Annotated in this window: 21 protein-coding genes; 9 read left to right on the plus strand and 12 right to left on the minus strand. The window is 72.4% G+C overall.

Going from position 1 to position 23226, the window contains the following annotated elements:
* Positions 1-163 precede the first annotated feature (163 nt).
* Positions 164-2407, minus strand: coding sequence for a glycoside hydrolase family 9 protein (locus IE178_RS08095; protein WP_193511762.1), 2244 nt, complete (start codon positions 2405-2407; stop codon positions 164-166).
* Between the two features lie 359 nt (positions 2408-2766).
* Between IE178_RS08095 and IE178_RS08100 the strand changes: the two genes are divergently transcribed.
* Positions 2767-5145, plus strand: a complete 2379-nt coding sequence (locus IE178_RS08100; RefSeq protein ID WP_184762669.1) for a SpoIIE family protein phosphatase — start codon at positions 2767-2769, stop codon at positions 5143-5145.
* Position 5146: 1 nt separating this feature from the next.
* A complete protein-coding gene (locus tag IE178_RS08105; RefSeq protein ID WP_184762668.1) occupies positions 5147-5800 on the plus strand; it encodes a DUF4232 domain-containing protein in 654 nt (217 codons plus the stop codon).
* Positions 5801-5855: 55 nt separating this feature from the next.
* Here the strand turns inward: IE178_RS08105 and IE178_RS08110 are convergent, their stop codons facing one another.
* Positions 5856-6395, minus strand: a complete 540-nt coding sequence (locus tag IE178_RS08110) for a flavoprotein (RefSeq protein ID WP_184762852.1) — start codon at positions 6393-6395, stop codon at positions 5856-5858.
* Positions 6396-6626: 231 nt separating this feature from the next.
* Between IE178_RS08110 and IE178_RS08115 the strand changes: the two genes are divergently transcribed.
* Positions 6627-7259 (plus strand): LysE family transporter, encoded by a 633-nt coding sequence (locus IE178_RS08115; protein WP_193511763.1) that lies wholly within the window; start codon positions 6627-6629, stop codon positions 7257-7259.
* 71 nt (positions 7260-7330) lie between these two features.
* Here the strand turns inward: IE178_RS08115 and IE178_RS08120 are convergent, their stop codons facing one another.
* Positions 7331-8296 (minus strand): cation diffusion facilitator family transporter, encoded by a 966-nt coding sequence (locus tag IE178_RS08120; RefSeq protein WP_318279910.1) that lies wholly within the window; start codon positions 8294-8296, stop codon positions 7331-7333.
* A gap of 100 nt (positions 8297-8396) precedes the next feature.
* On the opposite strand from IE178_RS08120, the gene IE178_RS08125 reads away from it, so the two are divergent.
* Both IE178_RS08125 and IE178_RS08130 read left to right on the plus strand, forming a co-directional pair.
* Positions 8397-9422: a glutathione S-transferase family protein gene (locus IE178_RS08125; RefSeq protein ID WP_193511764.1), complete on the plus strand. Its 1026-nt coding sequence runs from the start codon at positions 8397-8399 to the stop codon at positions 9420-9422.
* Positions 9423-9493: 71 nt separating this feature from the next.
* Positions 9494-9805: a DUF4235 domain-containing protein gene (locus tag IE178_RS08130; protein WP_184762665.1), complete on the plus strand. Its 312-nt coding sequence runs from the start codon at positions 9494-9496 to the stop codon at positions 9803-9805.
* A 70-nt stretch (positions 9806-9875) separates the two neighbouring features.
* Here the strand turns inward: IE178_RS08130 and IE178_RS08135 are convergent, their stop codons facing one another.
* The gene (locus IE178_RS08135) at positions 9876-10268 is read right to left on the minus strand and encodes a VOC family protein (protein WP_193511765.1); all 393 of its coding nucleotides are present in this window, start codon (positions 10266-10268) and stop codon (positions 9876-9878) included.
* Positions 10269-10588: 320 nt separating this feature from the next.
* Between IE178_RS08135 and IE178_RS08140 the strand changes: the two genes are divergently transcribed.
* Positions 10589-11620: a 7-epi-alpha-eudesmol synthase gene (locus IE178_RS08140; protein WP_193511766.1), complete on the plus strand. Its 1032-nt coding sequence runs from the start codon at positions 10589-10591 to the stop codon at positions 11618-11620.
* A 44-nt stretch (positions 11621-11664) separates the two neighbouring features.
* Here the strand turns inward: IE178_RS08140 and IE178_RS08145 are convergent, their stop codons facing one another.
* The 5 genes from IE178_RS08145 to IE178_RS08165 are packed head-to-tail and all read right to left on the minus strand — an operon-like array spanning position 11665 to position 16000.
* Positions 11665-12900: a cytochrome P450 gene (locus IE178_RS08145; protein ID WP_193511767.1), complete on the minus strand. Its 1236-nt coding sequence runs from the start codon at positions 12898-12900 to the stop codon at positions 11665-11667.
* Positions 12897-13502 carry a GTP-binding protein gene (locus tag IE178_RS08150; RefSeq protein ID WP_318279911.1) on the minus strand — a complete coding sequence of 202 codons (606 nt, stop codon included), beginning with the start codon at positions 13500-13502 and terminating at the stop codon, positions 12897-12899. Before IE178_RS08150 ends, IE178_RS08145 begins: the two co-directional genes overlap by 4 nt.
* Positions 13483-13854 carry a DUF742 domain-containing protein gene (locus IE178_RS08155; RefSeq protein WP_184762661.1) on the minus strand — a complete coding sequence of 124 codons (372 nt, stop codon included), beginning with the start codon at positions 13852-13854 and terminating at the stop codon, positions 13483-13485. The genes IE178_RS08150 and IE178_RS08155 overlap by 20 nt, the downstream gene beginning before the upstream one ends.
* Positions 13851-14261 (minus strand): roadblock/LC7 domain-containing protein, encoded by a 411-nt coding sequence (locus tag IE178_RS08160; protein WP_184762660.1) that lies wholly within the window; start codon positions 14259-14261, stop codon positions 13851-13853. Before IE178_RS08160 ends, IE178_RS08155 begins: the two co-directional genes overlap by 4 nt.
* Positions 14258-16000 carry a sensor histidine kinase gene (locus tag IE178_RS08165; RefSeq protein WP_193511768.1) on the minus strand — a complete coding sequence of 581 codons (1743 nt, stop codon included), beginning with the start codon at positions 15998-16000 and terminating at the stop codon, positions 14258-14260. The genes IE178_RS08160 and IE178_RS08165 overlap by 4 nt, the downstream gene beginning before the upstream one ends.
* 364 nt (positions 16001-16364) lie before the next feature.
* On the opposite strand from IE178_RS08165, the gene IE178_RS08170 reads away from it, so the two are divergent.
* From IE178_RS08170 to IE178_RS08180, 3 genes are all read left to right on the plus strand, one after another.
* Entirely contained in the window at positions 16365-16745 is a 381-nt protein-coding gene (locus tag IE178_RS08170; RefSeq protein WP_193511769.1) for an anti-sigma factor antagonist, read from the plus strand.
* 137 nt (positions 16746-16882) lie between these two features.
* Positions 16883-17545: a DUF4230 domain-containing protein gene (locus tag IE178_RS08175; protein WP_193511770.1), complete on the plus strand. Its 663-nt coding sequence runs from the start codon at positions 16883-16885 to the stop codon at positions 17543-17545.
* Between the two features lie 87 nt (positions 17546-17632).
* Complete coding sequence (locus tag IE178_RS08180; RefSeq protein ID WP_184762656.1) at positions 17633-18109, plus strand: VanZ family protein; 477 nt, start codon at positions 17633-17635, stop codon at positions 18107-18109.
* 248 nt (positions 18110-18357) lie between these two features.
* On the opposite strand, the gene IE178_RS08185 is transcribed toward IE178_RS08180, so the two are convergent.
* The 3 genes from IE178_RS08185 to IE178_RS08195 form a co-directional block, all read right to left on the minus strand.
* On the minus strand, positions 18358-18633 hold the full coding sequence (locus IE178_RS08185) for a hypothetical protein (RefSeq protein ID WP_193511771.1): 276 nt from the start codon (positions 18631-18633) through the stop codon (positions 18358-18360).
* A gap of 62 nt (positions 18634-18695) precedes the next feature.
* Positions 18696-19505 carry an SDR family oxidoreductase gene (locus tag IE178_RS08190; RefSeq protein WP_184762654.1) on the minus strand — a complete coding sequence of 270 codons (810 nt, stop codon included), beginning with the start codon at positions 19503-19505 and terminating at the stop codon, positions 18696-18698.
* A gap of 256 nt (positions 19506-19761) precedes the next feature.
* Positions 19762-23010 carry a family 78 glycoside hydrolase catalytic domain gene (locus IE178_RS08195; protein ID WP_193511772.1) on the minus strand — a complete coding sequence of 1083 codons (3249 nt, stop codon included), beginning with the start codon at positions 23008-23010 and terminating at the stop codon, positions 19762-19764.
* Positions 23011-23226 lie beyond the last annotated feature (216 nt).

Genomic DNA, 23226 nt, shown 5'->3' on the forward strand with positions numbered 1-23226 from the left:
TGCCGGGGTCGCGGGGCCCGGCACGCGCATCCGCCGCGTTCTCGTCGGTTGCCAGGGCTCCGCCCCGGCGCCCTCCTGCGCCTCGCGGCCGCACGCACCGGACCCCGCTCGGCTCGGCCGCAAGGCGCCGTTTCCCGAAAGTCGGCCTGATCCAAACGCCCCCCTAGCCCTGGTCGGCCACGAAGGAGGCCATACGGGTCAGGGCGGCGTTCCAGTTGATGGTGTGCTCGTTGGTGGACCAGGACTGGATGTCGTCGATGAAGCAGAACTGGCCCACGCAGCCCTGGAGTTTCGACTGGGCGAAGGGGTCCTGGATGCTGGAGTTGGGTCCGCCGGAGAGCGTGCCGGCGGGCGGCTTCGGAAGGTTCGGGTCGAGCTGGCGGGCGTACCAGCGGCTGTGCTGGTTGTGCGCGTTGGCCTCGCCGTAGCCGGTGACGTACGACATGTTCAGGGCGTTGCGGCCCAGGATGTAGTCCATGCTCTGCAGCGCGCCGTCACGGTACTTGGCGGCGCCGGTGAGGTCGTAGGCGGTGGCGAGGACGACCGCGTTGTTGAGGACCTGGTGGCTGGAGCCCCAGTCGTAGACGTTGCCGGCCGGTGCGTAAGGCATGCCGTACGGGTGTGCCTTGAGGGTGGCCAGGTAGCCGTCGGCGCCCTTGACGACGGAGGCGCGCACCGTGTCCCGGCCGGGCAGCCGGTTCGGCACGGTCGCGAGGTCGAGCCGGCCGGCCGCGGCGGTGCGCGACCAGTCGAAGCCGAGCGGACCGAAGATGTCGGCGGTGTGCACCGGGGAGTTCAGGATGTGGTCCTTGAACTGCCGCTCCCCCGTGGTGAGGTACAGCTCGGCGGCCGCCCAGTAGAACTCGTCGGCCACGGTGTCGTCGGGGTAGGCGCCGCCGCCGATGCCGTCGTCGGGGTCGGCGAGCAGGTCCGGGTGGGCGAGTGCCGCCGTCCAGGCCTTGCGTGCCGCCGCCAGGGTCGTGGCCGCGAACTCCTTGTCGTAGGAGCGGTACAGCCGTGCCGCCTGGGCGGCGGTGGCCGCGAGGTTCAGGGTGGCGGCGGTGGTCGGCGGGTGCAGCTCCCGCTTCTGCGGGTCGTCACTGGGCAGCAGCGGCAGCCCGGTCCACTGCTCGTCGTGGATCTTGTGGTGGGCCATGCCGGCCAGCGGCTCGCCCTCGGGTACCTGCATCTTCAGCAGGAACTCCAGCTCCCAGCGGGCCTCGTCCAGGATGTCCGGGACCTTGTTGCCGCTCTCCGGGATGTTCAGCGTGCCGTCGCCGAGCCTGTCCGCCCGACCGGTGCGGGCGTGCCGGGCGCGTTCGTAGGTGCTGAGCACCTCCCAGGTGCTGATGCCGCCGTTGACGACGTACTTGCCGTGGTCGCCGGCGTCGTACCAGCCGCCGGTGACGTCGAGGGTGTAGTCGCACACCCCGGGCTGACAGGGCACCTCGCCGTCGCCCTGGTTGGGCGTCACGCCCACGTGTCCGGCCGGACGGCCGTACCCCGGGCGCAGGTCGTCGCGGATCTCGGTGCCGCTGCGCTGGGTGTAGTAGTACTTCGCCGCATCCAGCCGCAGCCGCTCGTAGGCGCTCGCGTCGATGTCGAAGGGCCGGCTGGTCTCGCCGTCCACGACCAGGGTGTAGCCCGTCCCGCGCTCGCGGTGGGCGCCGAAGTCGACGGAGTGGACGTTCTCCCCGGAGGAGCCGTCGACGCCGCGCGGCACGGTCCAGCCCTGCCGGACCACCTGGCCGCCGGCGTTCTTCAGCTGCCAGGGCAGCCGCTCGGTGGCGTCGGTGACCAGGGTCGCGTTCTTCGGGCCCGCGGGCAGATAGCCGACCTGGTTGACGCGGACCCGGGGCCCGGTGTCGGGCTCGTACGGCTCGGGGGCGACCCCGCCCAGCAGGGACACGTCGTCCATGCAGAACCGCCAGGGGTCCGCGCTGCCGCCGAGCTGGAAGCCGACCTGCGCCCGGGCGGTGTCCACGGGTGAGGTGAAGGTGTACGAGTAGGTGTCACCGGAGACGCTGAGCTGCGGGGACACCTCGTAATAGGTGTCGTACGGCTCCACCGACAGGCCGACGATCGCCCGCACGACATGACCCGCGGGCGAGCCGGTGGCGCTGAAGGAGAAGCGGTACGACTCCCCCTTCACCAGGGTGATGTCGTTCTGGCCGACTGCCGCGTCCCAGCGGTTGGTGGTGCCGCCGGGGACGTCGGCGCACAGGCGGCCGTCGGACGGGCCCGCGGTGACGTCGGGGGAGGCCCACCAGGGGTCGGTGCCGGTGTCGAAGGTTCCGTTGCGGACCTGCTCGACCTCGTCCGCCCCGGCCGGCGCGGCGGGCAGCGCGGTGAGAGCGGTCGCCAGGAGGCCGGTCAGGGACAGCAGAGCGGTTCTGCGTCTGTTCACGTCTGGGCTCCTCTTGGGGAGGTGCGGGAGCATATGGGAGCGCTCCCATCTCCGTAACGCAGAACATGGTTGTGGCAGGTGTGACGGTCCGTCAACGGTTGGGACAGGACTGATAAAGGTCGCCTCCCCGGTCACTCTCCCCGGCCGCCCTCCCCCGCTCGCCGCCCCGGCCGCCGCCTCGCGCCGCAGGGGGAACGTCAAGACCACGTGTCCGCACTGGCGTCCCACGTGCCCCTGCGGGCACTCGTGCGAAGCGCGGGCGGGAGCGTGGTTCCCGGTCACGCCGGGCCCCCAGCCACTAGGCTGGAACACAGGCGATACAGCGGTTCACGGTGAGTGTGCGCGATGGAGTGGCGACGATGAGGCCGGACGACCCGTTCGACGATGCCGTGACGGCCCGGGCCGTCATCGCCCCCGACGGCACGCTCGCGCGGTGGAGCGAGGGTGCGCGCCTGCTGCTGGGACACCGGGCCGAGGAGGTCGTCGGCCGCCCCGCCGCCGGCCTGCTGGCCGACGGTGCGGGCCCGCCCCGGCTCCCTGCCGCCCGCTGGAGCGGCACGCTCGCGCTGCGGCACCGTGACGGCACCACCGTCACCGTGTGGGTGCTCGCCCACCGCAAACAGCCGTCCGACGACGGCCCCGGTGAGTGGCTCGCCGTCACCCCGCTGGAGGCCACGAATCACGAACTGCCCGACGACCCACTGGTCCGGACGGCCGTGTTCCAGTCACCGTGCGCCGCGATGATCTTCGACGAGGGGCTGCGGCTGCGCGGGGTCAACGACGCCATGGCCCACCTCCTCGGTCTGCCGGCCAACCACCTGCGGGGGCTCAGGCCCACCGACATCGGTGGCCGGCCGCAGCACACGGAATTCGAGCGGCAGCTGCGCCAGGTGCTGCGCACCGGCCGGCCGACCGAGATGCAGACCTACATGAAGGCCACCGGCGAGAGCCGCGCGCACGCCTGGCTGGCCCGGCTCGCCCCGCTCACCGACCAGGCCGGTCGGGTGCGGGGCGTGTGCGCGACGGCCCACGACCTCACCGAGCAGTACCGGGCGCGCGAGCGCCTGCAACTGGTCAACGAGGCCAGCATCCACATCGGCACCACCCTGGACGTGACCCGTACGGCGCAGGAGCTGGTCGAGGTGTGCGTGCCCGCGCTCGCCGACTTCGTCAGCGTGGACCTGCTGGAGCCCGAGGAGCCCGGAGGTGAGCCCGCCGGCCCGATGACCACGCCGGTGGCCCTGCGCCGGGTCGCCCATCAGTCGCTCATGCCGGGCAGCCCCGAGTCGGTCGCCGAGGTGGGCGAGGTGGTCGTGTACCCGGCGGCCTCGCCCCAGGCCGACTCGCTGATGGCGGGCCACAGCGTCGTCGCCTCGGTGCACTCGGGCGATCTCGACCCGTGGCTCGCCGTGGACGAGGCACGCGCCCGGCAGGTCCGCGAGTACGGCGTCCACTCCATGCTGTCCGTCCCGCTCCAGGCGCGCGGCATCACCCTCGGCGTCGCCGCCTTCACCCGCTTCAGCCGCCCCGAGGCGTTCACCCACGACGACGTGCTGCTGGCCGAGGACGTCACCGCGCGCGCCGCCGTCTGCATCGACAACGCCCGCCGCTACTCCCGCGAACGCGAGACCACCCTCACGCTCCAGCGCAGCCTGCTCCCCCGCGCGCTGCCACGCACGGCAGCCGTGGAGGCGGCCACCCGGTATCTGCCGGCCGCGCGCTCCGGAGTGGGCGGCGACTGGTTCGACGTGATCCCGCTGTCCGGGATGCGGGTGGCCATGGTGGTCGGGGAAGTCGTCGGCCACGGCATCCAGGCCTCGGCGACCATGGGCCGGCTGCGCACCGCGGTGCGCACCCTCGCCGACATCGACCTGGCCCCCGACGAACTGCTGACCCACCTCGACGACCTGGTCCTGCACCTGTCGCAGGAGTCGGTCGGCGACAACGGCACCGGCGAGGTCGGCGCGACCTGTCTGTACGCGGTGTACGACCCGGTGTCACGGCGCTGCACCCTGTCCCGGGCGGGACATCCGCCGCCGGTGCTGATCCCGCCGGGCGGCCCGGCCCGGCATCTGGATCTGCCCTCCGGGCCGGCGCTGGGCCTGGGCGGACTGCCCTTCGAGTCGGCCGAGCTGGAGCTGCCCGACGAGGCGGTACTGGCGTTCTACACCGACGGACTGGTCGAGTCCCGTGGGCGGGACACCGAGGCCGGTCACGCCCTGCTCCGGGAGGCGCTGTCCCCCGCCGGCGGTCCGCTCGACGAGATCTGCGACCGCGTGCTGCACACCGTGCTCACACCGGGCGGCGCGACGGACGACGTGGCCCTGCTGCTGGCCCGTGCCCACGGGCTGCCGTCCGGGCAGGTCGCCACCTGGGACATCCCCGCCGACCCGGCACTGGTCGCGCCCATCCGCAAGCAGGTCGTCGATCAGCTGGCCACGTGGGCGCTGACCGAGGCGTCGTTCACCGCGGAGCTGGTGGTGAGCGAACTGGTCACCAACGCCATACGGTACGGGGCTCCGCCCATCCGGTTGCGGCTGATCCATGACGCCTCGACGCTGATCTGCGAGGTGTCCGACACCAGCCACACGGCCCCGCACCTGCGGCGGGCCAAGACCTGGGACGAGGGCGGCCGGGGCCTGCTGCTGGTCGCCCAGCTCACCCAGCGCTGGGGCAGCAGACACACGGCCGACGGCAAGACCATCTGGTCGGAGCTGGCGCTGGGGGAGGAGATGTGAAATGGGGTGCACCATGATGAGCAGATCACGGCTCGCGTCGGTGGCGGGTGCGCTCGTCGTGCTCGGCGCGCTGGCCTCCTGCGGCACCGAGAGCGGCACCGCCGACGCTCCCCTGCGGCCCTCGGCGTCCGTCGGCCGGACGGCCGGTGAGTCACCGCGCGGCGCCGTCCCGAGCGAGGACGCCGCGTCCCCGAGCGACCGGGCCCCGACGGTGACCGGGCGGACGAACTCCTCGGCTACCCGGTGTCACACCGCCGAACTGAGCGCGGCCGTCGGCCGTATGGACCCGGGGGCGGGGCAGCGCAACTTCCCCGTCGTGCTGACGAACGTCTCCTCCCGCACCTGCACCCTGCACGGCTATCCGGGCGCCGCCTTCGTGGACGCGGCCGGCGAGCAGCTGGGCCGGGACCCGGAGCGCACCCCCGGCGGCGCGGCCACCGTCACCCTGGCGCCCGGCGACAGTGCCTGGGCGGGGCTGCGGTTCTCGAGCCCCGGCGTCAGCGGCGCCCGTACGGCCACCCCGGCGACCCTCCTCGTCACCCCACCGGACGAGCGGAACCCCTTGGAGGTGCCGTGGCGGGCCGGGGCCGTCCCGGTGTCCGGCGACTCGTCCTCGGTGTTCCTCACGGTGCTCCAGCCGGGCAGCGGTCCCTGACCGGTCGCACCAGGCCTTCGCCCGGCCCAGCGTGACGGAACCAGGGATGCCGCGGTCAGGGGCCGGCGACCGGAGGCGGCCCCAGGAGGTCGAGTGCCCGCTCCCAGCCGAACTGAGCCCGTCCGCCGTCCGGGTCCGTCTCCCCCGCGTACGGGTCACCGAAGCGCACCCCCATGCCGCGCAGCCGGGTGACGCTGTCCCGGTAGGCGGGGTGGGCGGCCAGCGCGTCGGCCACGCACGGCAGGACGGCGATCGGTACGCCGAGACCGGCGGCCTCGCAGAGGGTGCCCAGGGCGAGGGTGTCCGCGATTCCCGCCGCCCACTTGTTGACGGTGTTGAAAGTGGCGGGCGCGACCACCACGGCGTCGGGCGCCGGGAAGGGCCGGGGCTCGCCCGGGGTGCGCCAGGCGGACCGGATCGGGTGACCGGTCTGCGCCTCGACGGCGGCGGTGTCGAAGAAACCGTTCATGGCGACCGGTGTCGCGATGACGCCGACCTCCCAGTTCCGTTCCTGTGCGGAGGTGATCAGCTTGCTGACGTCCGCGGCGACACCGGCGGCGCAGACGACGGCGTAGAGGAAGGGCTTCTGTCGCATCTCGCGCTTCTCGCGCAGCACTTGCTTGGCGCGCCGCACGTGTTTCTCGGCCTGTTCGGTCACCCGAACACCCTAGTCACTCCCGGAAAATCGGTGGCCCGTCACCGATGGACGGCTCCAGTATCCAGCCATGCCCACCCACTGCGTACCGATGCCGCTGTCCGCCTCCGCCACCGCCGCGGGCCGACAGCAGCGGCCCTGCCCGGGCGGAGAACCGGCACCGCCGCGCCGATGACGGCCGCCGTCCTCGCGGGGCTGCTCGCCGGCTACGGCATCGCCGTCCCCGTGGGCGCCGTCGGGACGTACCTCGTCTCCCTCACCGCCCGCACCTCCCCGCGCACCGGTGTCTGCGCGGCCCTCGGCATCGCCACGGCCGACGGGCTCTACGCCCTCGCGGCCACCCTCGGCGGTTCGGCCCTCGCGTCGGCGCTGCGGCCGGCGCTGGAGCCGCTGCGCCGGGTCTGTGCCCTGGTGCTGCTCGCGCTGGCGGCGTGGGGCGCGGCCACGGCCGTACGGCGGTACCGGGGCCGGCGGCTCACCAGCCGGGCCGAAGCCGCCCCGCCGAGTCCCGCCCGGGCGTATCTGACGCTGCTCGGCATCACCCTGCTGAACCCCACCACCGTGATCTACTTCGCGGCGCTCGTGCTCGGCTCCCAGAGCGAGGAGGCGGCCGGGCTCGCGGAGCGGACCGTGTTCGTGACGGCGGCCTTCGCCGCCTCCGCGAGCTGGCAGGTGCTGCTCGCCGGGGGCGGCGCCCTGCTGGGCCGGGCGCTGACCGGTCACCGGGGGCGGCTGGTGACCGCGCTGGTGGCGAGCGGGGTGATGACGGCGCTCGCGGTACGGATGGTGACGGCTCCCGCCTAGAGGGCCTGTCCGCCCGCCCGGGATTTTCCCGGGCGACGCGCATGAAGCGCCTGCCGTCGGGCAGCCGTGAGTCAGGCCCCGCCGCGTTCCCCCGTCGCGGCGGGGCTTTCCCGTGCCTCCCGTGCCTCCGGTGAACCGCGGTCGGTGATGTCGAGGAAGATCTGCTCCGCCTCGGGCACCTCGCGGGCGATGGACCGCTTGATGCGTACGGCGACCTCCTCCACCCGCTCGCTGTCCAGTCCGGGCATCAGGTCGACGCGGGCGGCGACCAGGGCGGTGTCCAGCCCGGTCTTCATCGTGAGGAGCGCCTCCACACTGTCGATCTCGGGCTGTTCCCCGAGCAGTTCCCGGATCCGCCTGCTCGCCTCCGGGTCGGCGGCCTCGCCGATCAGGTGGTCCCGGGCGTCGCGCCCGAGGCGGTAGGCGACGTAGACCAGCAGTGCGCCGATGGCGAGCGAGGCGGCCGCCTCCCACACCACCTGCCCGGTGACCATGTGCAGCGCCATGCCCGCGATGGCCAGGGTGACGCCCACCACCGCGGTGCCGTCCTCGGCGACCACCGTGCGCAGCGCCGGATCGCGCAGCCCGCTGCCCGCGCCGCCCTGCCTGCGCACCTGGTAGAGGGCCCGCAGCAGCGAGGCGCCCTCGGCGAGCAGGGCGACACCGAGCACGATCAGCCCGGCCACATAGCCCTCGCGGTCCTCCCCGCCGCCGTTCGTGAGGGCGCCGATGCCCTGGTAGAAGGAGAAGCAGCCACCCATCACGAAGATCCCGACGGCCGCCAGCAGAGCCCAGAAGAACCGCTCCTTGCCGTAGCCGAAGGGGTGCCGCCGGTCGGCCGGGCGCCGGCTGCGCCGCAGCGAGGCGAGCAGGAACACCTCGTTGAGGCTGTCGGCCACCGAATGCGCCGCCTCCGACAGCAGTGCGGGCGAGGACGCCACCACACCGCCGACGGCCTTGGCGACCGCGATCACCAGATTGGCTGCGAGCGCCACCAGCACGGTGACGCGGGTTCTGCGATCCGATCGTGTAGTCACCTCCGCCGATTGCCCCGGTCGGCCTAGGTCACACCGTGCCGTCGGCGGAAAACGGGGAACGCGGTCACAGGGACATCCCGACGGAGACAAGGAGAGCATCATGGGCCGCGACGACGGGGGCGGCGGCAACAGCGCGTACGGGAGGAAGATGTTCAAGAGGTCCAGGGCGCACTTCGCGGACCGCATCACCGCGGACGGCCGGGACGGGTGGCCGGTGGCGTCGGGGCGCTACCGGCTCGTCGTGAGCCGCGCCTGCCCGTGGGCGAGCCGGGCGCTGGTGTCCCGGCGGCTGCTCGGACTCGAGGACGCGCTGTCCCTGGCCGTCGCCGACCCCCTTCAGGACGACCGCAGCTGGCGCTTCACGCTGGATCCGCAGGACCGCGACCCGGTCCTCGGCATCCGGTATCTGAGCGAGGCGTACGACCGGCGGGAGTCGGACTACCCGGGCGGGGTGAGCGTGCCGGCGATCGTGGACGTGCCCAGCGGGAAGCTGGTCACCAACGACTACCAGCGCATCACCCTGGACCTCGCCACCGAGTGGACGGCCCTGCACCGGCAGGGGGCGCCCGATCTGTATCCGGTGGAGCGCCGCGACGAGATCGACGCGCTGATGGAGGACGTCTTCCAGGACGTCAACAACGGCGTGTACCGGGCGGGTTTCGCCACCGGCCAGGAGGAGTACGAGGCCGCGTGCGCGGCTCTGTTCCGGCGGCTGGAGCTGCTGGAGCGGCGGCTGGAGCGGCAGCGGTATCTCGTCGGCGACACCCTCACCGAGGCGGACATCCGGCTGTTCACCACGCTGGTGCGGTTCGACGCGGTGTATCACGGCCACTTCAAGTGCAACCGGTGGAAACTGACGGAGAGCCGGGTGCTGTGGGCGTACGTCCGTGACCTGTACCAGACGCCCGGCTTCGGCGACACCGTGGACTTCGACCACATCAAACGGCACTACTACCAGGTGCACACCGGCATCAACCCGACCGGCATCGTGCCCCTCGGTCCCGACCTGTCCGGCTGGACGGCGCCGCATCACCGTGAGGAGCTGGGCGGCCGGCCGTTCGGGGACGGCACTCCACCGGGACCGGTGCCGGACGGCGAGGAGGTGCCGGCGCGGGGCCGACCCTGACCGTTCCCGGCCTGTCCGGGCCCGACGATCCATCCACCGACGAGACGACGAAGCCGACCTAGGAGAGGCACGTGGCGAAGAAGAGCAAGAAGGCCAAGAAGAAGCTGCCCATGGCGTACAAGCCCATCGGATTCGCGCTGGGCTGGACCAGCGGAACCGTGGCGGGGATGGCCTTCCAGAAGGTCTGGAAGCTGGTCCGGCACGAGGACGACGCGCCGGACGCGCTGGACCGGGACCGCCGCTGGGGCGAGATCCTGCTGGCGGCGGCGATCCAGGGCGCCATCTTCGCGGTGGTGCGCAGCGCCGTGGACCGCGCGGGTGCCAAGGCCATCGAACGCTCCACGGGCACCTGGCCGGTCCCCGAGAAGGGCGGCCGCGACTGATCCGCCGGTACGGACACCGCCGGCGTCGGCGGTGTCCGTACCGGCCGCCCCGCCGCCCCCGGCGGCGGGGTCACCCCTGTTTGGGCGCCGTGGGGGTGCCTCGGCGGACGGTGAAGGAGTGGCCCGCCGGGTCGGCGTAGCCACGTTCCTCGGTGGGTCCCGACGCGTCGCCCGACTCCATCGGACGGCCGCCGAGGCCGACGATCCGGCGCTCCACCGCATCCACGTCGTGCACCACGAACTCCAGGTGCGCCTGGAGGGAGTTCTCGGGGCGCGGCCAGCTCGGCGCGGTCGCGTTGACATCGCGGCGCAGCGCCAGGCGGAAGCCGTCGGCGGCCCGGATCTCCACCCGGTTGGCGTTGGCGTCGACCTGCTCCGCCTCCAGCAACTCCCTGTAGAACTCGGCGAGTTTTTCGGGTTCGGCGCAGTCGAGCACCACCACGCCCGCAGTCACCAGTGCCATGTCTCCTCCTCGAGGGTCCGGGGCTCGGGGCGCTCCTGCCCCGCCCGGTAGGTGACACCTGTCCCCGCTCGCCGGTTTCAGTCGGGTTCCCGGGCCGGGGACTCCTGAGCGGCGCGGGACGGTTCGCGGCTCAAGTGGCCTGTGGGGTAACGGACATCACGACAGCCCACCGTGTAGATCATTTACGCTCGGGGCAGCCTCGTAGCGCTTCTCGATTCAACTTCCCTGCCAGGCAGCTGAGTTCGAGTGCGTGGGCGGTCGCCATGGCCGCCCGCTCGCAGGGCGGGGGACTCTGCGTTCCGTCTCCCGAAAGGAAGCACATGCCTCAGGACGTCCGGTTCGACCTCCCCTTCGGCACTCCCGTCAGCGACCATCTGGAATACGCCCGGGTACGGCATCTGCGCTGGGTGCGGGAGATGGGGCTGGTCCGCAGCCGGGCCGGATTCGAGGAGTACCGCTCCTGGGATCTGCCCCAGGCCGCCGCCCGTACCTACCCGTACGCCTCGGCGGAGGACCTGGTCGTCCTGATGAACTGGTTCTCCCTCGCCTTCCTGTTCGACGACCAGTTCGACGCCGGGCGGCCGGACCGCGCGGAGCGCATAGACGAGGTGGCCCGGGAACTCATCGTGACCCCGCTGCGGCCTGCGGGGAGTACGCCCAGGGTCGCCTGCCCCCTCACGCTCGCCTGGGCCCAGGTCTGGGAACACCTTTCGGATGGCATGTCCCTGACCTGGAAGACCCGGTTCGCGGCCTCCTGGGGCCGGTTCCTGGTCGCGCACTGCGAGGAGGTCGACCTGGCCGCCCGCGGGCTGGCCGGGACGCTGGGCCTGCGGGAGTACGCCGCCTTCCGGCGCCGTACCGTCGGCATCCATCACAGCATCGACGCGGGCGAACGCAGCCGTCGCTTCGAGGTTCCGGCGCAGGCGATGGCGCATCCGCTGATGGAGCGACTGCGTGATCTGGCCGCGGACACCATCGGGTTCATGAACGACATCCACTCCTTCGAGCGGGAGCGGCGCCGCGGTGACGGCCACAACCTGATCGCCGTGCTGCAACGGGAGCGGGGCTGCTCCTGGGAGGAGGCCGCCGCCGAGGCGTACGGCATGACGACGGCGTGCCTGGCGCGGTACGTCGAACTCGAGGCCCGGGTGCCGCGGATGTGCGACGAGCTCGGACTCGACGCGGACGAGCGCGACCGGGTGCGCAGGGGCGTGGAGGCCATCCAGCACTGGATCAACGGCAACTACGAGTGGGCGCTGACCACCGGCCGGTACGCGGCGTCGAAGGAGGGCCCGGTGGCCACCGCCGAGCAGGCCGGACGGGGTGCGGTGGACGATCTGCTGACGGTGTGAGACGGCTGTGCTGCCCGGCCGCCGGGCCGTGCCGGGCAGTGACCTCACCCGCCGAACTCGACCGGCAGGCGGTCCAGTCGGGACTCCCAGGTGGAGGCGGTGGAGCTGAGCTCCTCCGGCGGCACCGCAAGCCGCAGTCCCGGCAGCCGGTGCAGCAGGACGTCGACGGCGATCTCGATGACGGCCTGGCCCATGTTCTGCCCGGGGCACTCGTGAGGGCCCGAACTGAAGGCCAGATGAGCCTGGTTGCCCTGGACGGAGACCCCGGTGTCCGGTCGGATCTCGGGGTCCTGGTTGCCCGCGGCGAGGCCCAGCACCAGCAGGTCGCCCTCCCGGATGCGATGGCCGCCCAGTTCCAGGTCGCCGGCGGCGAAGCGGCCCGGCAGGACGGCCAGCGGCGGGCTGTCCCACATGACCTCCTCCACCACCGCGGAGATGTTCAACTGGCCGCTGATCAGCCCGGAGAGCCGGGTGGTGTCGGTGAGGACCAGTTGCAGCACCCGGGCCAGCAGATTGCTGGTGGTGGTGTGCGCGGCGATCAGCACCAGACGCAGATGACTGACGATCTCGTCCTCGTCGAGTCCGGCGTGATGCTCCAGCAGAGCGGTGGCGAGGTCGCCGCCGGGCTCGGAGCGCTTGCGCACGACGAGTTCGCCGAGGATCTCCTGGATGCGCGCGTCGTGCGTGACGGCGTCCTCGCCGCCCTTGAGGACCTGGGCGCAGGACTCGACCAGATCGCGCCCCTCCGCCTCGGGCAGCCCCAGGACGCGGCTGAGCACCAGCATCGGCAGATACTCGGCGTAGTCACCGACCAGGTCGGCGCGTCCGGCATCGGCGAAGGCGTCGATCTGCTTGTTGGCGTAGTGCGTGGCGTGCCGGCGGATGCCTCGCCCGGCCGCCGCCTGGAGACCGTCGGTGACGGCCCCGCGGAGCCTGCGGTGCGGTTCGCCGTCCTGGGAGACGCAGTCGGGACGCCAGCCGAGCATCGGGATGAGCGGTGAGCTCTCCTCGACACGGCCGTCGAGCCAGTCCCGCCAGATCCGGGCGTCCCGGGTGAACTGGCGGGGGTTGTCCAGTACCCGCCGGGCGTCCCGGTAGCCGAGCACCAGCCAGGCCGGCACCTCGCCCTCCAGGAGCACCGGCGCCACCGAGCCGTGCTCCTTGCGCAGCCGTTCGTAGATGCCGGCCGGGTCGGTGGCCGCCTCCGGCCCGTACAGGCGGGTGAGTTCCGCGCCGTGGTGGGCGACGGGACAGCCGCGGAGGGCGTCGAAGGCGTTCACCGGGGCTCCACCGCGACGGCCGGGCGTCCCTTCACGTGCCGGATGAGGGCGAGGAGCACGTCACGGCTGGCGGCACGGTCGCGGGCGTCGAAGGACACGATGGGGATGTGCGCGGGGACGTCCAGGGCGTCCCGGATCTCCTCCACCGGGTAGTCCCTGGAGTCGGGGAAGACGTTGAGGGCGATGACGAACGGCACGTTCTGCCGCTCCATCTCCTCGATCGCCCGGAAGCTGGAGGCCAGCCGCCGGGTGTCCACCAGGACGACCGCGCCGAGCGCCCCTTTGAACAACCCGTTCCACAGGAACCAGAAGCGCTCCTGTCCGGGCGTGCCGAACAGGTACAGCACCAGGCTGTCGTTGAGGCCGATCTTGCCGAAGTCCAGGCTGACGGTCGTCTGCGACTTCTCGGCGACCCCGATGAGGTCGTCGACGCCGACGCTGGCCTGGGTGAGGGTCTCCTCGGTGGTGAGCGGCCTGATGTCACTGACCGAGCGGACCATGGTGGTCTTCCCGGTGCCGAAGCCGCCGGCGATCATCACCTTCACCGAGCGGACGCCCCCGTCGGCGTGCCGACCGATTCCGTCAAAGCCTTTCGAGTCCACTGAGTACCTCCTCAAGGAGTGCGAGGTCGGGCCCGCGGCCGGCGACGTGTGCCGGGGTGGGGTCACGGGCTTCGACACGGCCCGCGTCCAGCAGGTCCGACAGCAGCACCGCGAGAATGTTGAACGGCAGTCCGAGGTGGGCGCCGAGTTCGGCGACCGAGAGCGGCTCCCGGCAGCGCCTGATGATCTCCTCGTGCTCGTGCTGCAGCCCCGGGACGGGGGCCGAGCGGGAGACCACGAGGGTCGCCACGTCGAGGCCGGCCGCCGAATCGCCCGGACCGCTGCGTCCTTGGGTGAGGACGTAATAGCGCTCGAGACCGGACGGATCCACGGGTCGGCGGGGAGCACTCATCCAGAGTGCTCCTCCAGGCGCGCAGTGGTGCCGAGGAGTTCGCCCATCCGGCGGGCGAGGTCCCTCATCTGGTGTCCGAGGAGTCCTTGGTCCAGGCCCTCCCGCGCGAGGACGCCGAGGTAGGTCTCCACGCCCGCCCGGACCACGAACAGGTGGCCGCCGTCGACCTCGATCATCGCCAGCCGCAGCTGTCCCGCGTACGCGGGGAACTGCTCGGCGACCGGCTGGGCCAGGGCCTGCAGACCCGCCACCACGGCCGCGAAGCGGTCCACGTCGTCGGGGTCGTCCGCCCCGTAGGAGGTGATGGCCTTGCCGTCGCTGGAGGCCACGAGGGCGAATCGGATCTCCTGGATGCTCTCGACGAGATCGCGGAGCGCCCAGCTCACGTCGGTTCCCTGGTGCGTCATGTGGTCTGGTCGCTCTCTTCGGTGCGGTGCTCGGTGGACTCACGTCCGGTGGGGGTGTCGGGGTCGCCTGCCGTCCGGGGCGCCCGGTCGGGTGCGCGTCCGGCGGTGGCGAAGGCGGCGAGGCCGGTGAAGGACGCGTCCGGCGGTACGACGGACACGGGGCCGTGCCCGTGCTCCCCCGGCGCGGTCCGCGCGAGGGGCCGCGGGGCGTCCGTCCCGGTCCGCCTGCCGCTGCGGCGGCGGGGCAGTCCGCCGGGGGTGGTGTCGGCCGACCCGGCGGGGACGTCCGCGGGCGGTTCGGTGACGGTGGCCGGCTCCCGGCCGGGCGCGGTGGTGCGGGCTTCCGGCGCGGTGGTCGTGGCGGTGGTGGGCAGCGGGCTGAAGTACTTGTGCGGTACGACGACCACCACGGAGGTGCCGAGCCACGGCGAGTCGGCGAAGGTGACGCGGATGCCGTAGCGGCGGGCGAGGATGCCGACGACCCTGAGCCCGATGTTGGCGTCCTCGGTGATGCCGCCGATGCCCGCGCCGGGGGCGGTGCCCGCGAGGGCGTGTTCGGCCTCTCGCTTCTTCTCCTCGCTCAGTCCCTTGCCGGAGTCCTGGATCTCGATGCCGACGCCGTTGGGTACCTCCCGGCCGGAGACCAGCACGGGTTCGGTGGGCGGCGAGTAGCGGGCCGCGTTGTCGAGGAGGTGGGCGAAGATCAGCGTGAGGTAGTCCACCAGGCCACCGTCCACGCCCAGTTCGGGCAGCCGGTTCAACTGGATGCGGTGGAAGTCCTTGATCCGGCCGATGCCGCCGCGCACCACGCTCAGCAGCCGCTGCGGTTCCTGCCACTGCCTGCCGGGCCGGTCGGACCCGCCCAGGACGCCGATGCTGGCGGCCAGGCAGTCGGCGGGGCCGATCTCCTGGTCGAGCTCCATCAGCCCCCGCGCGACGGCCGGCAGCCGGCCGTGCTCGCCCTGCATCTCGTGCAGCCGGCCACGGAGCTTGCTGGTCAGTACATGGATGCGGTTGCCGATGCTGATGACGGCCTGCTCCGCGGAGGTGGAGCGGTCGAACTCCTCCTCCAGGCCGATGAGCGCGGTGCGCAGGATCTTGCGGAGCTCGACCTGGAGGCCGGCGCCGTCCTTCGCGCACCGCGCGACGCTCGGCAGCAGGTCGTCGATGGCGTCACCGGCGCGCAGCCGGCCGATCGCCGCGGGCAGCTGTTCGTCGGCGAGGCGGGTGACGGCGGCCAGCTGGTGGGCCAGTTGCTCCTGCCATGCCCCGGTCCGTTCGGCGAGCTGTGACTCGTAGGTCCTGGCCTGCTCGGCCAGCCGCTCCTCGAACGCCCGGGAGTGGTCCGCGAGCCGGTCCTCGTAGGCGGCGCCCTGCTCCGCGAGCCGGCGTTCATAGGCGGCGCCCTGCTCGGCGAACGCGTCCTGTCGCGCGGCGCGTTCGGCGGCGAGCTTCCGCTCCTGGCCCGCCATGTGCTGCTGCCACTGCTGGGTCCGCTCGGCCTGCGCCGTACGGAAGTCGGCCTCGGATCGCAGCAGTTGGGACCGGCTGCGGAGCAGCAGGCGTACGCACACGGTGCAGGCGGCCGTCGCGGCGGCGCCGAGGACGGCTGTGACGATCCGGTCCGACCCCATCGACGTGGCGGCGATCGTCCCGCCGCCGAGGCCGAGCGGCATCAGCCACCAGCTGCGCCAGGCGACGGGGGGCCGCGCCGCCGGTGGCGGAGTGGCGAGTTCCATCTGCATCCTTCGGAGCGACACGATCGACATGGGGGGGGGTGCAAGGGACCGCACTCATGAGTACGAACCGCGAAGCGACCCGTCGCGGTTCGGGTCAACTCGCAGCGCTGGTGCGGAGCTTATCCGGTTGCCGACCTTGAGGATCAAGTTCGGCCGCTGCCGGAAGTGAGGATTCCGTCACGCTCCGAAGGGGGCCGCCCGGCCTACCCGGCCGGTTCGAAAGAACTTCAGCCGCAATGCGAAGACATATGTCAATCGAACATGCTCAAATTCACTCGACCGAAGGTAACTTGCAGGGAGGGAACCGGTGTTGGAGCCGATCCCCACCCCCCGGGGCACGGAGCAGGCTGGAGGCGATGGCGTGGTGCGGCACGAACCTGCACCGCTGACCCGGCATCTGCGCGTCCGCCGGGACCGGGGACACACGGTGCTGGAGTTCCGCGGTGAGATCGACATCGCCGCGGCCGTGGAGATCGTCCCCCATCTGGACATGGCGACCGCCGCACCGGACGCCCGGGTCGTGATCGATCTGACCCGTGTCGAGTTCTTCGACCTCTCCGGCCTGCGCCTGCTGTACCGGGCCCGGCACCGCGTCACGGACGGACCCGGCCGCCTGTACCTCGTCTGCGCCCACCCGATGACCCTGCGCATGTTCCGGATCACCGGACTGTCCCGCCTGCTGCCCCCGTGGCCGACGCTGGACGCGGCCCTGGACAAGCCCGAGCCCCCGTCCGGCCCGGTGTGACGGCGCCCCCGGGCACCGCGTGACCGGACGCCGCCGTGCGCCCCCGCGTGCTCCCGGTGCGGTCGTCCGTTTCTCGACTGCTCTGTCTGGTCATGGAGCTGAGGGGCATTCGATCGTAAGGAAGGAGGGCCGTCGCCATGACCGCTTCCGTGAAGGGACTGCCCGGGCGCGTACCGGGCTGGGTGAAGGTGCTCGGTGCGGTGGTGCTGCTGCTGGCCGTGCTGTTCGCCGGGATCCGGCTGAGCGTGCTGCCGGGACTGAAGGACCTGTTCGGCACGGAGACCCGGGACCGATCCGGGCCGGCGCTCCTGGAGTCCATCCAGGACATCAGCCGCTACGAGGCCGCCTCGGGCAACTTCCAGGTGGTGGTGGACCTGGAGAAGGACGCGAAGTTCCTGCCCGACGCGGTCCGCGGCAGCCGCACGCTGTACGTGGGCGCGGGCACCGTCGACGCCTACGTCGACCTCGGCGCGCTGGACGAGGACGACGTACGGATCGACGAGGACCGTACGTCCGCCACGCTGCGGCTGCCCCACGCCCGCCTGGGCACGCCGGCCCTGGACCCCGAGCGCTCCTACGCCGTCTCCAAGCAGCGCGGGCTGTTCGACCGTCTCGGCGACCTCTTCTCGGACAACCCCAACAGCGAACAGGCCGTGCAGAAGCTCGCGGTGCGGCACATCGGCGACGCGGCGAAGGAGAGCGGACTCACCGCGCGGGCCGAGACGAACACCACCGACATGCTCGAAGGCCTGCTGCGTTCCCTGGGGTTCGAGAAGGTGCGGGTCACCTACGGCGACTGACTGACCGGTACGACCAGGGGCCCGGCGTGACGGCCTCGTGCGGGGGTAACCGGCGTAGCACACGGAAGTTGACGACTGGAGGATCGAATGGCCCGCGCCGCCCCCCGTCCGCTCCCCCTGCCCCTGCGGCTGCTGGCGATGCTGTGCGCGTTCGCCGTCATGGTCGTCTTCGCGGTGGTCCTGGCCCGGCTCACGCTGCAGCCCTCCCCCGCCTCGGAGGCGCTGACCCACACCAATCTGCGCCCGGGCCGCTCCCTGCGGGCCTATCTGGACCAGCCCGCGCTGCACGACGCCTTGCGCCAGATCGGCGGCAACATCCTGCTCGGCGTACCCTTCGGCGTCCTCGCGCCGGTCGTCGCGCCGCGCACCCGCGGGTTCCTGCGGGTGCTGGTGCTGACGGCCGTCGTGATGCTGCTGGTGGAGACGGCGCAGGGCGCCCTGGTGACCGGACGCGCCTTCGACATCGACGACGTCATCCTGAACACCGGCGGGGCGTTGATCGGCTACCTGCTCGTGGGCCGGCGCCTCGGCCGCACCGTGCACGCGCGAAAGCCGAAGTCCTGACCCCTGCCCCACACGGCGAGTGGTCCCGCCGTGCCGCTGCCGGCGGCACGGCGCGCAGGCCGCGCACGACAGGTCAGGGCCTGTCTGACCATGCGCGTCGCCGCCCGCAGGGCGGCCTCGCGGCGTCAGGTGCGTGCTCTCGGCGTGCCGGGCGCAGAGCCTCGTACGGGATGTACTCGGCTCCGCGCCCGGTGCGGCGAGAGTGCGTCCATGGCGTCGCGAGGCAGGCGGGAATCGTCAGACAGGCCCTAGAGACGCCCGCTCCGGTCGCGGCGGGTTCGTGAGGACCGGCGTACGGTCCAGGTGAACTTGTCCCCGCCCACCCAGCGGACCACGTCCGGATCGTCCAGGTCATGGACCGTGATCCCGAACGCGGCGGCGGCGTGCAGCACGTCGGTGAGGGTCTTGGCCTCGCCGACCACCTGTCCGTCGATCTCCACGATACGGAACGGCGGCGTCCCGGGCTGTACCCCGAGCACCATGATCCGCGGGTGCGACATGTACGGGCTCGCGCTTTCGGTCATGCATCGAGGGTAGAGCGCAAATGGTGCCAACGGGGCGTCCGGGGCGTCCCGGGCGCCTCCGTTCAGGGCCGCCGCCAGTCGTCCCGCGTCAGATGCGACCCGGCCTGCGGACCCATCCGGAGCATTCCGCCGTCCACGCTCCAGGAGGCGCCGGTGACGTACGAGGCGTCGGGTCCGGCGAGGAAGGCGATCACCGCGGCGACCTCGCGGGCGTCCCCCGGCCGCCCGAGCGGGACGCCGGGACGGGACTCGGTGCGCGGATCGGTGTCCGCCCGGCCGGTCATGGGCGTGGCGATCTCGCCGGGGGCGACGGCGTTGACGGTGATGCCGTGCTCGGCGAGTTCCAGCGCCATGACCTGGGTGAGCAGCCCGAGACCGCCCTTGGCGGCGCAGTACGGCGCGGCGCCCACGCGGGGCTGGTGCTCGTGCACGGACGTCACATTGACGATGCGGCCCCCGTCGCCCTGCCGGATCATGTGCCGCGCCGCCTTCTGCCCGCACAGGAACGGGCCGATCAGATCGACGTCCAGGACCTCGCGGACCGTCCGCAGATCCAGGTCGAGGAAGGGCGTCATCGTGCCCGTGCCGGCGTTGTTGACCAGCACGTCGACGCGGCCCAGACGGTCGCACAGCTCGTCGACCGTGTCCGCGGCGGCGGGCAGCCGGGTGAGGTCCATCGGGGCCACCTCGGCCCGCCGGCCGTGCGCCCGGACCTCCTGTGCCGTCTCCTCGGCGCCCTCGCGGTCGCGGTGCCAGGTGATGCCCACGTCCATGCCCGCGGCGGCCAGGCGTACCGCGGTGGCCCGGCCGATGCCGGAGTCGGCGCCGGTGATCACGGCGGCCTTGCCGCTCGGGGCGGTGGGGACGGACATACGGACCTCCTGGTCGGTGCGTCGGTGCGTCGGTGCGTCGGGACGTCGGAGCCCCGGCACGCCGAAAGGCCGAAAGGCCGGAACGCCGACGCACCGGGACGCCGAAGCGGAACGGGACGACGCATCGCAGTACCCCGGTGCGTACCCGGCCAACCCCGCTCGGCGCCGTGTGGCCGAAGGCGCTGCCCGATGCGGTGAAGCCCTGGCCGCGCCCCGTTCGACGGGGCACGGCCAGGGCTTCTCGGAGGTTCGTCCCTCAGGACACGGGCGGGGCGGAGCGGAAGGTCCAGTGACCCGAACCGACCTGGTACACGGCCTCTTCCCCGGTCACCCGCAGCAGCCGCGCTCCCTTCGGCGCCTCGGCACGTCCGTCGGCCGCGGGGACGTGCACCTCCGCGGTGCTGCCGGCGGGGACGTCCACGGTCAGCCGGAAGCTGTCGGCCGTCCGCACCCAGTCGGTGCGGGCCGTGCCGTACGGCGTCCGGTAGGAGCCCGACGCCGAGGTCATGTCGCCCTCGACGGCCGGGTCGATCAGGAGCTCGGCGTAGCCGACGGAGTCGGCGGTCTGGGCGATGCCGGCGACGCGGGTGGTGAACCAGGAGTCGATGGCGCCGAGCATGAAGTGGTTCTGCGACTGGCCGGGGCCGCCGTCCCAGGACTCGCCCAGGGTGGTGTTGCCGGCGCGTACCTGGTAGCCGTAGCTGGGGCTGGTCGTCCGCGTGGCGATGGCGTGCACGATGTCGTCGCGCCCCGCCCCGCTCAGCACCCGGAAGGCGGCGGGCAGGGAGATCTCGCCCAGGATCAGGTGGTTGCCCGCGTCCTTGATCGCGGTGGTGAGGTGGGTGAGCAGGCGGTCCCGCTCCCCCTCCGGGTAGGCGCCCATGTCGAGGGCGAGCGCCTCGGCCCCGTGACCGCCGCCGCCGAAGGTGCCGGTGCCGGCGTCGTAGTACTTCGCGGACAGGGCCTTGGCGCTGGCGTCGGCCTTGGCGCGGTACTCGTCCGCGGCACCCTCGTCGCCGAGGACGGTGGCGATGCGGCTGAGGGCGTCGGCGACCCGCCAGTAGCCGTACGTGCCGGCCACGGCGCGCGGGAAGGTCCGGTCGGGCGTGAACCAGTCGCCGAGGCCGTAGTCGAGGATGCCGTCCTTGACCTGGGTCTCCAGGAAGGCCGCGTACTGCCGCATGCGCGGGTAGTACGTCTCGAGGGTCTGCTTGTCACCGTAGGTGGTGTAGAGCTGCCAGGGGACGAGGACGAAGGCGCCGCCCCAGTTGGAGTCGTTGCGGTAGCCGCCGGGCAGGCTGGTGTACTCCGGGACCGTGCTCGGGATCAGCCCCTCGGTGGTCTGCGCGTCCGCCATGTCCTGGACGATCTTGCGCAGGTAGGCCTGCATGTCGTAGTTGCCGGCGAGGGCCGGGAAGACCAGCTGGTTCTGTTCCAGCCAGCCCAGCTTCTCGCGGCTCGGACAGTCGGTGAGGACGCTCATCATGTTGCCCTCGATGGAGCGGCGGATCAGCGAGTGGATGTCGTTGATCAGCGGGTCGGAGCTGGTGAAGTCACCGGCGGAGGTGTTGTCGGTGTGCAGGACGTGTCCGCGCACGCTCACCGTCGCGCCCTCGGGCACACCCCTCAGTTCGAGATAGCGGAATCCGTGGTAGCTGAAGCGCGGGTGCCAGGTCTCGTCGCCGCGGCCCCGGGCGGTGTAGGAGTCCCACAGGGGGGCTCCGACGTTGCTGATGGACTGGAAGGCGTGGCCGTCCTTCAGGCTCTCCGCCGGGTAGACGCGGATCGCGGTGCCCTCGGGCGCGCTCACGGTGATCTCCGGCCAGCCGGCGATGTTGCGTCCGAGGTCGAAGACCCGGCTGCCCTCGGCGCCGTCCACCTCCCGGCCCTGGAGCGTCTCGACGACCCGGATGGGCTCGGTCTCCCGGGCGCTGAGCGCGGCGGGCCGTTCGGTGGTGCCGGGGCCCGCCACCACGGTCGCATGCCGCCAGTCGGAGTGGTCGCCGGCGGGCTCGTCCCAGCGGGGGATCTCCCGGCGGGCGTCGTAGTCCTCGCCGCCGTACCAGTTCGAGGAGGTGGTGGGCCCGAGGGTGGTGCGCCAGTCGTCGCCGCTGGTCAGGGTGCGGACCCGGCCGTCGGCCAGGGTGACTTCCAGCCGGGCGATCAGCTTGGGGTCGGACAGGTTGCCGTAGAGCTTGCGGTAGCGGTCGGCGGTGCTGACGACGTTGGACATGCCGTTGCCCAGGGCCACGCCGATGGTGTTGGAGCCGGTGCGCAGGCGCTCGGTGACGTCGTAGGTGGCGTACTGGACGCGCTCGGCGTAGTCGGTGTTGGCCGGTTCGAGGACCGCGTCGCCCACGGGCTCGCCGTTGACGCTGGCGTCGTAGATGCCGAGTCCGGCGATGTAGAGGCGGGCGCTGCGCACCGCCTTGGGGAGGGTGAAGTCGTCGGCGAGCAGGGGCAGTCCGGCCGGCAGGTACGGGGTGGGCGGCCGCTGGCCGGTGACCCGGGTGAGCGTGGTGAACGGGCCGGTCGCGCTGTCCGCGGAGGAAACGGAGTAGTCGACGGGGAAGTTGGGCACGCGTCCGTCGTCGGTGAGGACGTCGGCGCGCGGGTACAGCGCCAGTTCGTCGAAGGTCTTCACCGACTTCAGGTCGAGCGTGAGGGTGACCGGGGCGGCGGAGACGTCCGGGCCGGTGTGCGGGGCGCTCGCGTAGCCTGCCGCGGTCTGCAGGGCGCTGTTGGGCAGGCCGTCCACCGTCAGGGCGGGTTCCCAGGTCTTGCGCAGCGTGTTGCTCTCGGACGCGGTGACCGCGGCGCCGCGGGCGAGGCCTGTGGTGGAGGTGGTGGAGTCGCGGACGTCGATCTCACCGAGCTGGAGCCGCCAGGCCCGGTCGGGGAAGGACTCGGCGAGCGGCAGGCCGAGCCGGGTGACGTCCAGGCGGACGTAACGGGCGGTGGTCCTGGGGAGCCGTACCACGACGGGTTCGGCCGTGCGCTTGCTCAACTGCCAGTCGGGGTGGGTGATCCAGTCGGCTCCCCAGTCGGACCGCTTCGTCAGGCCGGTCTCGAAGACGGCGGTACGGCTCCAGTCGCCGTCCCTCTGTCCGGGCCCGGACCAGAGCATGACGCGCCAGTAGACGCGTGCGCGGGACCCCAGTTCCTTGCCGTCGTACGTGGTCCCCGGCACGGCCGAGTCGACGCGGCCGGAGTCCCACAGGTCGGGGCGGGAGGAGTGGAGCAGCCGGGGCGAGGTGGCGGCCTGCACCCGGTAGGCGGACTGCCGGGCGTTGGGGTTGTCGGCGTCGATCTCCCAGCTGAGTTCGGGGGTGGTGTCGTCGATGCCGAGGGCCTGGGTGAGGTGCTGGGTGCGCAGCCGGGTCGGGGAGACGCTGCCGGTGGCGGCGTCGGCGGTGACCGCGCCGGCGAGCACGGTCGCGAGGGCGGTGGCCGTGGCCAGGGCGGCGGACCACCCGGGTCTGCGGTGCGGGTGCGGTATGGACATGTGGCTTCCTGCCGGATGTAGGTGGGACGGACGGGGACGGGGGTCACTGCACGGTTCCGGGACCGCGGTCCTTCGCGGCCTCGGAACCCGGGGGCTTCGCAGCCTCGGGATTCGGGGCCTTCGCACCCTCGAAACCGGCGGGCCTCGCGGCCTCGGAACCGGGGGTTCCGCACGGTCCTGAGGACGGAGGCCTGCCCCGGTCGCGCGGGCCGGGGC

It is taken from the genome of Streptomyces griseoloalbus (genome assembly GCA_014650015.1).
Taxonomy (GTDB): Bacteria; Actinomycetota; Actinomycetes; order Streptomycetales; family Streptomycetaceae; genus Streptomyces; species Streptomyces griseoloalbus.

Bases quoted from the DNA above. Each gene is read 5' to 3' on its own strand.
- IE178_RS08100 (WP_184762669.1), top strand. From the start codon at position 2,767: ATGAGGCCGGACGACCCGTTCGACGATGCCGTGACGGCCCGGGCCGTC.
- IE178_RS08105 (WP_184762668.1), top strand. From the start codon at position 5,147: ATGGGGTGCACCATGATGAGCAGATCACGGCTCGCGTCGGTGGCGGGT.
- IE178_RS08110 (WP_184762852.1), bottom strand. From the start codon at position 6,395: ATGCGACAGAAGCCCTTCCTCTACGCCGTCGTCTGCGCCGCCGGTGTC.
- IE178_RS08115 (WP_193511763.1), top strand. From the start codon at position 6,627: ATGACGGCCGCCGTCCTCGCGGGGCTGCTCGCCGGCTACGGCATCGCC.
- IE178_RS08125 (WP_193511764.1), top strand. From the start codon at position 8,397: ATGGGCCGCGACGACGGGGGCGGCGGCAACAGCGCGTACGGGAGGAAG.
- IE178_RS08135 (WP_193511765.1), bottom strand. From the start codon at position 10,268: ATGGCACTGGTGACTGCGGGCGTGGTGGTGCTCGACTGCGCCGAACCC.
- IE178_RS08140 (WP_193511766.1), top strand. From the start codon at position 10,589: ATGCCTCAGGACGTCCGGTTCGACCTCCCCTTCGGCACTCCCGTCAGC.
- IE178_RS08155 (WP_184762661.1), bottom strand. From the start codon at position 13,854: ATGAGTGCTCCCCGCCGACCCGTGGATCCGTCCGGTCTCGAGCGCTAT.
- IE178_RS08160 (WP_184762660.1), bottom strand. From the start codon at position 14,261: ATGACGCACCAGGGAACCGACGTGAGCTGGGCGCTCCGCGATCTCGTC.
- IE178_RS08165 (WP_193511768.1), bottom strand. From the start codon at position 16,000: ATGGAACTCGCCACTCCGCCACCGGCGGCGCGGCCCCCCGTCGCCTGG.
- IE178_RS08175 (WP_193511770.1), top strand. From the start codon at position 16,883: ATGACCGCTTCCGTGAAGGGACTGCCCGGGCGCGTACCGGGCTGGGTG.
- IE178_RS08180 (WP_184762656.1), top strand. From the start codon at position 17,633: ATGGCCCGCGCCGCCCCCCGTCCGCTCCCCCTGCCCCTGCGGCTGCTG.
- IE178_RS08185 (WP_193511771.1), bottom strand. From the start codon at position 18,633: ATGACCGAAAGCGCGAGCCCGTACATGTCGCACCCGCGGATCATGGTG.
- IE178_RS08190 (WP_184762654.1), bottom strand. From the start codon at position 19,505: ATGTCCGTCCCCACCGCCCCGAGCGGCAAGGCCGCCGTGATCACCGGC.
- IE178_RS08195 (WP_193511772.1), bottom strand. From the start codon at position 23,010: ATGTCCATACCGCACCCGCACCGCAGACCCGGGTGGTCCGCCGCCCTG.